At 72.4% G+C, this 10,541-nt stretch carries 5 protein-coding genes and 1 rRNA gene; 2 read left to right on the forward strand and 4 right to left on the reverse strand.

Annotated features, from left to right (window positions below; translation table 11 throughout):
- Positions 1-96: 96 nt before the first annotated feature.
- A complete protein-coding gene (locus tag AB0N04_RS34735; RefSeq protein WP_360221051.1) occupies positions 97-735 on the reverse strand; it encodes a response regulator in 639 nt (212 codons plus the stop codon).
- Positions 736-1,029: 294 nt separating this feature from the next.
- On the reverse strand, positions 1,030-5,553 hold the full coding sequence (locus AB0N04_RS34740) for a HAMP domain-containing protein (RefSeq protein WP_360221054.1): 4,524 nt from the start codon (positions 5,551-5,553) through the stop codon (positions 1,030-1,032).
- 540 nt (positions 5,554-6,093) lie between these two features.
- Here AB0N04_RS34740 and AB0N04_RS34745 point away from each other — a divergent pair.
- Positions 6,094-8,655, forward strand: a complete 2,562-nt coding sequence (locus AB0N04_RS34745; protein ID WP_360221039.1) for a SpoIIE family protein phosphatase — start codon at positions 6,094-6,096, stop codon at positions 8,653-8,655.
- Positions 8,656-8,954: 299 nt separating this feature from the next.
- A complete protein-coding gene (locus AB0N04_RS34750; protein WP_360221042.1) occupies positions 8,955-9,518 on the forward strand; it encodes an acetate uptake transporter in 564 nt (187 codons plus the stop codon).
- On the opposite strand, the gene AB0N04_RS34755 is transcribed toward AB0N04_RS34750, so the two are convergent.
- Together AB0N04_RS34755 and rrf are read right to left on the reverse strand one after the other, a co-directional pair.
- A complete protein-coding gene (locus AB0N04_RS34755; RefSeq protein WP_360221045.1) occupies positions 9,511-10,356 on the reverse strand; it encodes a phosphatase PAP2 family protein in 846 nt (281 codons plus the stop codon). The genes AB0N04_RS34750 and AB0N04_RS34755 overlap by 8 nt on opposite strands.
- A gap of 98 nt (positions 10,357-10,454) precedes the next feature.
- Positions 10,455-10,541: ribosomal RNA gene (rrf, locus tag AB0N04_RS34760) — 5S ribosomal RNA — on the reverse strand; the annotation flags it as partial.

Consider the following 10,541-nt stretch of genomic DNA (forward strand, 5'->3'; position numbering starts at 1 on the left):
CGGGCACGGGGACGTGTCGCAGACACACCGTCACGCTGATCCGGTTTCACCCGGCCGCCGCAGGAATTCACCCGGGGAGGTGAACCGGACCGGCGGTCACGGGCTCCCCGGCCGCAGGGCGTCCAGGGCCCGGCGCAGCCCGGCCAGCTTGCGCTCCAGGTGCCCCGCGGTGGCGGCCACCCCCGGGTCCTCGACGGCGTCCAGCTGCTTGCCCAGCGCCTCCGCCTGCTCCTCGACCGCAGCGAGCCGCGCGGACAGCTCGCCGAGCAGCGCGCCGCCGAGGGCCGGCTCGCCGCCGCCCGCCTCCAGCTGCAGCCGCAGCAGCGAGGCCTGCTCCTTCAGCTGGCAGTTCTTGACGTACAGGTCGACGAAGACCGAGACCTTGGCGCGCAGCACCCACGGGTCGAACGGCTTGGAGATGTAGTCCACGGCCCCGGCCGCGTAGCCGCGGAAGGTGTGGTGCGGGCCGTGGTTGAGCGCGGTCAGGAAGATGATCGGGATGTCCCGGGTGCGCTCGCGCCGCTTGATGTGGGCGGCGGTCTCGAAGCCGTCCATCCCGGGCATCTGGACGTCCAGCAGGATCACCGCGAAGTCGTCGGTGAGCAGCGCCTTGAGCGCCTCCTCGCCGGACGCGGCGCGCACGAGCGTCTGGTCCAGCGCCGAGAGGATGGCCTCCAGCGCCAGCAGGTTCTCCGGCCGGTCGTCGACCAGGAGGATCTTCGCCTTCTGCATCAGGGCCCGCCCTCCTGTCGCCTGCCTGCCGCCCGGTGACGGCAACCGCGTACTGCCCACCGCTACCCCGGTCATGCTAGCCGCACCCCCTCGCCCGGCACATCGCCCCGTCGGGACCCGATCCGGAGCGGCGTGCGGACAGTGCTCCGGCGCACGCTCACCAGCGTGTCGTCGTCCGGTCACTGTTCGCAACGATCGGTGACCCTACCGGGTTCCCGGGCCCGACCGCCAGCAAACCGGTCCACCGGACGGCGCGAACCCCGGGGCGGGCCCCGGGGTTCGCGCCGTCCCGGGCGGCTACGCGCGGCCCGGGCGCAGCCATTCGCGCATCACCGACAGCAGGTGGTCGGTCTCCACCGGCTTGGTGATGTGGTCGGTGGCCCCGGCCTCCAGGGACTTCTCGCGGTCGCCCTTCATGGCCTTGGCGGTCAGGGCGATGATCGGCAGGCCGGAGAACTGGGGCATCCGGCGGATCGCCTCGGTGGTCGCGTAGCCGTCCATCTCCGGCATCATGATGTCCATCAGGACCAGCGCGACGTTCTCGTGCTGCTCCAGCATCTCGATGCCCTCGCGGCCGTTCTCGGCGTACAGCACCGTCAGGCCGTGCTGCTCCAGGACGCTGGTGAGGGCGAACACGTTGCGCACGTCGTCGTCCACGATCAGCACCTGCTGGCCGTCGAAGCGCGCGTCGACGCGGCCGGGCCGCGGCGGGGCGGGCTCCACCTGGCGGCTCGCGACGGTGGTGTCCAGCGCGGCGGTGCGCCGGCGCTCCACCGCGCCGCGGCGGCGCTCCTCGGCCAGCTCGCGGACCTCCTGGGCCCAGTGGTCGGCCGGGTTCTCGCCGACCGGCACCGGCGTCCCGACCGAGGCGCGCAGCGCCGGGGCGTGCGGCGCGGCCTGGCGTTCGGTCGCGGCCGCGTCCGGCGCCTCGGTGCGCAGCGGCAGGTAGAGCGTGAACGTGGAGCCCTCGCCCAGCTCGCTCTCGGCGTGGATCTCGCCGCCGAGCAGCCGGGCGATCTCCCGGCTGATCGACAGCCCGAGGCCGGTGCCGCCGTACTTGCGGCTGGTCGTGCCGTCGGCCTGCCGGAACGGCTCGAAGATCTCCCGCAGCTTGTTGCCGGGGATGCCGATGCCGGTGTCGGAGACCGAGAAGGCGATCAGCTCGTCGTCCGGGCCCTGGATCGAGCCGGCCTCCAGCAGCCGCTCCCGGACGTGCTGCGGGACCTCCGGGCCGGCCGGGGCGATGGAGAAGTCGACGGCGCCGGTGTCGGTGAACTTGACCGCGTTGGAGATCAGGTTGCGCAGCACCTGCTGGAGCCGCTGCTCGTCGGTGTGCAGGGTGACCGGCAGGGCCGGCGAGACCCGGACGGCGAAGTCCAGGCTCTTGTCCAGCGCGACGGGCTGGAAGGTGGCCTCGACGTAGTCGACCAGCTGGACGAGGGCGATCCGGGCCGGGCGGACGTCCATCTTGCCGGCCTCGACCTTGGACAGGTCGAGGATGTCGTTGATCAGCTGGAGCAGGTCGGAGCCGGCCCCGTGGATGGTGTCGGCGAACTCGACCTGCTTGGGCGAGAGGTTGCCCTCGTTGTTGTCGGAGAGCAGCTTGGCCAGGATCAGCAGCGAGTTGAGCGGGGTGCGCAGCTCGTGCGACATGTTGGCGAGGAACTCGCTCTTGTACCGGGAGGCCAGGGCGAGCTGCTCGGCGCGCTCCTCCAGGACCTGCCGGGCCTCCTCGATCTCGCTGTTCTTGATCTCGATGTCGCGGTTCTGCTGGGCGAGTTGCTCGGCCTTCTCCTGCAGCTCCTCGTTGGTGCGCTCCAGCTCCTCCTGGCGCGCCTCCAGCTCGGCGGAGCGCATCGAGAGCTCGGCGGTGAGCCGCTGGGACTCCAGCAGCAGCCCCTCGGTCTTGGTGTTGACGCTGATGGTGTTCACGGTGACGCCGATCAGGTCGGCGATCTGGTTGAGGAAGTCCAGCGCGACGGTGGTGAAGGAGCTGAAGGTGGCCAGCTCGATCACGCCGAGCAGCCGGCCCTCGAACAGCACCGGCAGCACCACGATGTGGGCCGGCGAGGCCTCGCCGAGACCGGAGGCGATCTTCAGGTACCCGGGCGGCGCCTCCTTGAGGATGATCGCCCGCTTCTCCACCGCGGCCTGGCCGATCAGCGACTCGCCGGGGCGGAAGGTGGTCGGCATCGCGCGCCGCTGGTAGCCGTAGCTGCCGATCAGGCGCAGCACGGTGTCGTTCTCGTCGTCGTCCTCGGTGATCAGTTCGGCGGTGCGGCCGGCCGGCTGGGCGAGGAAGAAGGCGCCGTGCTGGGCGGAGACCACCGGGGTCAGCTCGGTCATGATCAGCGAGGCGACGGCCTCCAGGTCCCGGCGGCCCTGCAGCAGGCCGGAGATCCGGGCCAGGTTGGTCTTGAGCCAGTCCTGCTCCTGGTTGGTCCGGGTGGTCTCGCGCAGGTTGGCGATCATCTGGTTGATGTTGTCCTTGAGCTCGTCGAGCTCGCCGGCGGCGTCCACGTCGATCCGCAGGCTCAGGTCGCCCCTGGTCACCGCGGTGGCGACCTGGGCGATCGCGCGCACCTGCCGGGTCAGGTTGTTGGCCAGCTCGTTCACCGACTCGGTGAGGTCCTGCCAGGTGCCGTCCACGCCGGGCACCCTGGCCTGGCCGCCGAGCCGTCCGTCGGTGCCCACCTCGCGGGCCACCCGGGTGACCTCGTCGGCGAAGGCCGAGAGCTGGTCGACCATGGTGTTGATGCTGGTCTTGAGCTGGAGGATCTCGCCGCGCGCGTCGACGTCGATCTTCTGCGAGAGGTCGCCGCGGGCCACCGCCGTGATCACCAGCGCGATGTTGCGGACCTGGCCGGTCAGGTTGTTGGCCATCAGGTTGACGTTGTCGGTCAGGTCCTTCCAGATGCCGGCCACGCCCGGCACGCTGGCCTGGCCGCCCAGGGTGCCGTCGGTGCCCACCTCGCGGGCCACCCTGGTCACCTCCACCGCGAAGGAGGAGAGCTGGTCGACCATCGTGTTGAGGGTCCCGGCGAGCGCCGCGACCTCGCCCTGCGCCTCGATGCTGATCTTCTTGGAGAGGTCGCCGCTGGCCACCGCGGTGGCGACCTCGGCGATCTTGCGGACCTGGCCGGTCAGGTTGGACGCCATGAAGTTGACGTTGTCGGTCAGGTCCTTCCAGATCCCCGACACCCCGCGCACCCGGGCCTGACCGCCCAGGATGCCCTCGGTGCCCACCTCGCGGGCCACCCGGGTGACCTCGTCGGCGAAGGCCGACAGCTGGTCCACCATCGTGTTGACGGTCGTCACCAGCTCCAGGATCTCGCCCCGCGCGTCGACGGTGATCTTCTTGGAGACGTCGCCGCGGGCCACCGCGGTGGTCACCTCGGCGATGTTGCGGACCTGGCTGGTCAGGTTGTTGGCCATCAGGTTGACGGAGTTGGTCAGGTCCTTCCAGGTGCCGGACACCCCCGGCACGCTGGCCTGGCCTCCGAGGATGCCCTCGGTGCCGACGTCCCGGGCCACCCTGGTCACCTCGTCCGCGAAGGCGCCCAGCTGGTCCACCATCGTGTTGATGGTGTTCTTCAGCTCCAGGATCTCCCCGCGCGCGTCCACCTGGATCTTCTGCGAGAGGTCGCCGCGCGCCACCGCCGTGGTCACCTGGGCGATGTTGCGCACCTGATCGGTCAGGTTGTTGGCCATGAAGTTGACGTTGTCGGTCAGGTCGCGCCACACGCCGGCCGCTCCGGGGACCTGCGCCTGGCCGCCCAGCCGCCCCTCGGTGCCCACCTGGCGGGCCACCCGGGTCACCTGCTCGGCGAAGCCGGAGAGCTGGTCCACCATCGTGTTGATGGTGTTCTTCAGCTCCAGCATCTCGCCGCGCGCGTCCACCTCGATCTTCTGCGAGAGGTCGCCGCGCGCCACCGCCGTGGTCACCTGGGCGATGTTGCGCACCTGGCCGGTCAGGTTGTCGGCCATGAAGTTCACCGAGTCGGTCAGGTCGCGCCAGACGCCGGCCACGCCCGGCACCTGCGCCTGACCGCCCAGCCGGCCCTCGGTGCCGACGTCCCGGGCCACCCCGGTGACCTGCGCCGCGAACCCGTTCAGCTGGTCCACCATCGTGTTGACGGTGTTCTTCAGCTCCAGCATCTCGCCGGCCACCTCGACGGTGACCTTCCGGGACAGGTCGCCCTTGGCCACCGCCGTGGTCACCTGGGCGATGTTGCGCACCTGCGCGGTCAGCCGGCCGGCCATGGTGTTGACCGAGTCCGCCAGGTCCTTCCAACTGCCCGACACGCTGCGGACCTTGGCCTGGCCGCCCAGTTTGCCCTCGGTGCCCACCTCGCGGGCCACCCGGGTCACCTCGTCGGTGAACTCCGAGAGCTGGTCCACCAGGCCGTTCACGGTCCGGCCGATCTTCAGGTACTCGCCGCGCAGCGGGTGGCTCACCCCGTTGCTGTGCAGCGAGCGCAGCTCCATCTTCTGGTCCAGGTCGCCCTCGGCGATCGAGGTCAGCACCCGGCCCACCTCGGACATCGGGCGGGCCAGGTCGTCGATCAGCGCGTTGCAGTTGTCGACGGCCGCCATCCAGGCGCCCTCGCCCGCGCCCGTCTCGAGCCGCTCGTTCAGCCGGCCCTCGCGGCCCACCGCCCGGCGCACCCGGGCCAGTTCGCCGGTCAGGTGCTGGTTGCGCTCGGCGACCTCGTTGAACACCGCGGCGATCTCCGCCAGCGGCCCGTCCCCCGGGACGGTCAACCGCCGGCGGAAGTTGCCGTCCCGCATCGCGGTCAGCGCGGACAGCAGCTTCCGCAGCTCGGCCGGCTCCGCTCCCCGGTTGTGGTTCGCTCGCCGGCCGGCCGCGTTCCGCGGCGCGGTCCCGGACCGCCCGCCGCGCTGGGCGGGCGGCGTCGTACCGGTTGCGTCCTTGGTGGCCGAACTCAACGGGCCCCTCCCACATCGTGAACTGTCCGGTGACCTCCCGTGCCGGTACGGCACGCACCCGGCACCGGCCCGGCCGGGCTGCGCCGGCGGCCCACTCGGTCCACCGGCACCCGCATCGACCGTACTGCTCGAACCGACCGTCGCGGACCCCCCAGTCTGGCAGCACCGGCACCGGGTGCACGGCCGGTTGCGCTCGGTTGGTGCCCCGCCGTCCGAAACAGGTGGGCAGAATCACCCTCAGGTGCCTGTTTCGCCGCCCCGCCCCCACGGGGAACCAAGCGGAAAGTAGGGTGGAGCGCTGCACCGGGCCGCGACCCGCCCCAGCGCCGCCGCCCACCCCGACGGCACGCGGGGGAGTCCGCGCCGCACCCCGGACAGCCAGGGCCAGAGCAGCAGAGGAGAAGTGGCAACGTGGTCACCGCGCGCGCAGCCGCCACCTTCGACCCCGACGGCCGGTCCGCGGCCGCCGCCAGGGGCTTCGTCCGGGACGCGCTGCTCGGCTGGGGCCTGCCCGAGGTCGTCGACGACGCCGTCGTCCTGGTCAGCGAGCTGGTCACCAACGCCGTCGTGCACGCCGGCACCGCCGCCGAGGTCTGCTGCCTGCGCGAGGAGGGGACGGTGCGGATCGAGGTCACCGACCACCACCCCGAGCGCAGCCTCCCCTCGCTCGGCGACGGCCCCGTCACCGCCTCCGACCGCTACGCCGACCCCGAGGGCGAGGGCGGCCGCGGCCTGCTGATGTGCTCGGCCCTCGCCGAGCGCTGGGGCGTCGAGTACGCGGCCGGCACGAAGACCGTCTGGTTCCGGCTCGCCCTGCCCGCTCCGGTGGCCGGCACCCGCTACGCCGTCCCCGCCACCCCCGGCAGCGACCTGCCCAGCGGCCCGGGCCCGGTGCACGTGGCCGTCGTCCAGCTCGACGAGGACGGCCGCGTCCTCGCCTGGAACCCGGACGCCGAGGCGCTCTTCCGGTACCCCGCCGCCGCCGTGCTCGGCCGCCCCTGGGCCGACCTCGCCGTCTGGCCCCAGCCGGCCGACCGCGGCCCCGACCTGGCCGACACCCTGCGGATGGCCCGCTGGGAGGGCGGCTACGGCGTCCGGCGCGCCGACGGCGAGGAGGTCGAGGTCTACGGCGTCCAGGTCCGCGTCCGGGACACCGAGGGCGTCCCGTCCACCCTCTGTCTGCTCGTCCTCGAACCCGACCGCGCGGTGCTCCGCTCCCCCGCCCGCACGCTGCCCGGCGAGCGGACCGACCCGACCGGTCCGCGGCTCGACCTGCTGGCCGGCCCGGTCGCCACCGACGACCTGGACACCCTGCTCCAGCGCACCGTCGAACGCGCCCGCGACCTGCTCGACGCCGACGCCGCGTACCTGCTCCTCACCACCGAGGACGAGACCGAGTTCGAGGTCCGCGCCGCCACCGGACTCACCTCCGGCCACCGCCGGCGGGCCCGCTTCCCCGTCGACACCGGCAACCGGTACGACTCCGCCCGGCTGCCCTCCGTCCACGAGGACCTCACCGCGCGACCGACCGGCCTGCCGCTGCTCACCGGCAGCGGCATGCGCTCCCTGGTCACCGTGCCGCTCAAGGTCGAGGGGCGGCTGATCGGCTCGCTCGGCATCGCCACCGCCGCCCCCGGCCGCTACGACAACGAGGACGCACTGCGCCTGCAGTTCGCCGCCGACCGGGTCGCCCTCGCCGTCGAGAGCACCCGGCTCACCGAGCTGGAGCGGCTGCGCCGGGGCTCGCTGTCCTTCCTCGTCGAGGCCTCCGACCTGCTGGCCGGCACCCTCGAACACGAGCAGACCCTCGCGCTGATGGCCCAGATGGCCGTTCCCACCCTCGCCTCCTGGTGCGCCGTCTACACCAAGGGCGACCACAGCGCCGCGGCCGGTCTCGCCTTCGTCCTGCACGAGGACGAGGACCGCATCGACCCGTTGCGCGGCCTGCTCGAGAAGACCCCGGCCCCGGAGGCCGGCCCGACCCACGGCGTGCGCTTCTGGTCGGCTCCCGTCGAGACCGCCGCCGCCGGCGGGCTCGACGACGGCCCCGAACTCGCCGGCCTGCTCGGGGAGACCGTGGTCCTCCCGCTGACCGCCCGCAACCGGGTCATCGGCCTGCTCGCCCTCGGCGTCCCGTCCGGCGTCCGCTTCCGCCAGGAGATCCTCGAACTCGCGGAGGACCTCTCCCGCCGCGCCGCCCTCGCGCTCGACAACTCCCGCCTCTACTCCGAGCGCACCGCCACCAGCCAGGCCCTGCAGCGCAGCCTGCTCCCGCCCGAGCTGCCCGAGATCCCCGGTGTCGAGGTGGACGTCTACTACCAGGCGGCCGGCGAGGGCAACGAGGTCGGCGGCGACTTCTACGACCTGTTCACCATCCGCGAGGGCACCTACGGCTTCGCCATCGGCGACGTCTGTGGCACCGGCCCGGAGGCCGCCTCCGTCACCGGACTGGCCAGGCACTCGCTGCGCCTGCTCGCCCGCGAAGGACTGGACGCACCGCAGGTGCTCCGCCGGCTCAACGCGGCCATCCTGGACGAGGGTTCGCGCAGCCGCTTCCTCACCCTGCTCTACGGCGAGCTGACGCCCCGCCCGGACGGCAGCACCGAGCTCTCCCTGGTCTGCGCCGGCCACCCGCTGCCGCTGCGGCTGCGCACCGACGGCCGGGTCGACCGGGCCGCCACCCCGCAGCCGCTGCTCGGGGTCATGGACGACCTCGACCTGACGGCCGAACACCTGGTGCTCTCCCCCGGCGAGGTCCTGCTCTGCGTGACCGACGGCGTCACCGAACGCCGCGAGGGCCGCCGGATGCTCGGCGACGACGGACTCGCCGAGGTGCTCACCGGCTGCACCGGCCTGACCGCCGGAGCGGTCGCCCTGCGCGTGCAGCGCGCCGTCGAGCGCTTCGCCCCGGAGCCGCCCTCCGACGACATGGCCATCCTGACCCTGCGGGTGCCGGCCCAGCGGACCGCCTGACCGGATCCGTCGGATTCCGGCCCGTTCCGGGGCCGGCCGTGAGCGTTCGACAGCTGACGACGTCACGAATTGTTGGATTCACAAGGGTACAAGCGAGTTCGGCCGGGTACACCGATCTCACCGGGGAATCCCCCGGCGGGGACGCGACCAGCGGCTCTCCCGCTGGCCCATCACTTCTGACCGCAGCCCGCGCACGCTCCAGCCGTGCGCCCTCGGCGCGGTCGCGCGCATCCACCTCATCGGACCACACCACTGCCTTGACTGCGCCCTGCGCGCGCCCAGAGTGAAAGGAGCCTCCGGTGAGCAACGAAGCTACCGGGGCAACGAACGCCCGCTCCACCGGAGCCGACGCGGGTAACCTCGGCTACCTCGCACTCGGCCTCACACTGCTCGCCTACGGCCTGCTCTCCACCGGGATCCTCAGTGGCACCGGGGTCGGGGACGCCGCCCAACTCGCCCACCTCGTCGGCGGAATAACCCTCTTCGTCGCGGGCCTCTGGCAGCTCCGCGGCGGCGAGGCCTTCACCGGCACCGCCTTCACCAGCCTCGGCGCCTTCTGGGCGACCTGGTCCGCGGCCGGCGGGGCCGGCAAGAACGCCGCCGGGCTCTTCCTGCTGCTGTGGGCGCTGCTCGCCCTGACCCTGACCGCGGCCAGCTGGGGCGCGGGCCTGGTCAGCCGCGTCGTCTACGGCCTGTTCACCCTCTCCCTGGTCCTGTCCGCGGTCGCCACCTTCGGTGGCTACGGCGGGCTCGCCAAGTTCGCCGGCTGGGTCGCGGCCGTCTCCGGGCTCGCCGCCTGGTACTGGGCCACGTCCGCACTGAGCAACGGCGCCTGGGGCAGGATCGCCCTGCCGCTCAAGTGACCTGTTCCGGCTGATCCACCGCACCACGCCGGGGTCGGGCCTCCGTGTCGACGGAGGCCCGGCCCCGCCGGCGTGCCACCAGCGCCAGCACGGCGTACGCGAGGAGCAGGATCAGGACGGCGACGATGCCGTCCGCCCAGAAGTGGTTGGCCGTCACCACCACCACCGCGACCGTCAGCACCGGGTGCAGCAGCACCGCCCACCGCAGCGGACTCCTCGACACCCGCACCACCGCGACCGCCGCCAGCACGCACCAGGCGACGTGCACCGACGGCATCGCCGACAACTGGTCCGCCACCACCACCCCGCCGACGGCACCCCCGTACACCGACTGTCCGTACTGCGCGGCCACGTCGACGAAGCCGTTCTGCGGCAGCATCCGCGGCGGCGCCACCGGGACGAACTGCACCAGCAGGCAGACCGCCGTCGTGATCACCACCGTGTTCCGCACCCACGCGTACCGCTCGCGGTGCCGCAGGAACACCCAGAGCAGCACCGCCAGCATCACCAGGAAGTGCATGACCGCGTAGTAGTAGTTCGCAAGCTTCACCAGCACCGGGTACGGCGTGACCGCCGCCTGCCAGGACGCCTCGTCCGGCAGGCCGACCGCCAGCTCCGTCCGGTGGATCCACCCCGCCCGGTCGACCGCGTGGTCCGCACTCATCACCGACAGGTGCCCCACCAGCTGCCAGAGCGCGAACAGCGCCAGCAGCGTGCCGGCCTCCCGCAGCAGCGCCGACAACGACGGCTTCCGGACCCTGCCGGCGGCGTACGCACCACCGTAGAGAGCGACCGCGGCGCCCCCGGCCGACTGCCAGGTGAGGGTCAGGTTCTGCAACGGATCGCGCCTCTCCAGCCAACTCCGGTTCGTGTGTTGGCAGAGGTTAACGCAAAAAGACCCCCTCCCGAGTGGGAGGGGGTCTTTTTGGAATGATTGTTCGGCGGCGTCCTACTCTCCCACAGGGTCCCCCCTGCAGTACCATCGGCGCTGTGAGGCTTAGCTTCCGGGTTCGGAATGTAACC

Origin of the sequence: Kitasatospora sp. NPDC051702 (assembly GCF_040681575.1) — a bacterium.
Classification (GTDB): Bacteria; Actinomycetota; Actinomycetes; order Streptomycetales; family Streptomycetaceae; genus Kitasatospora.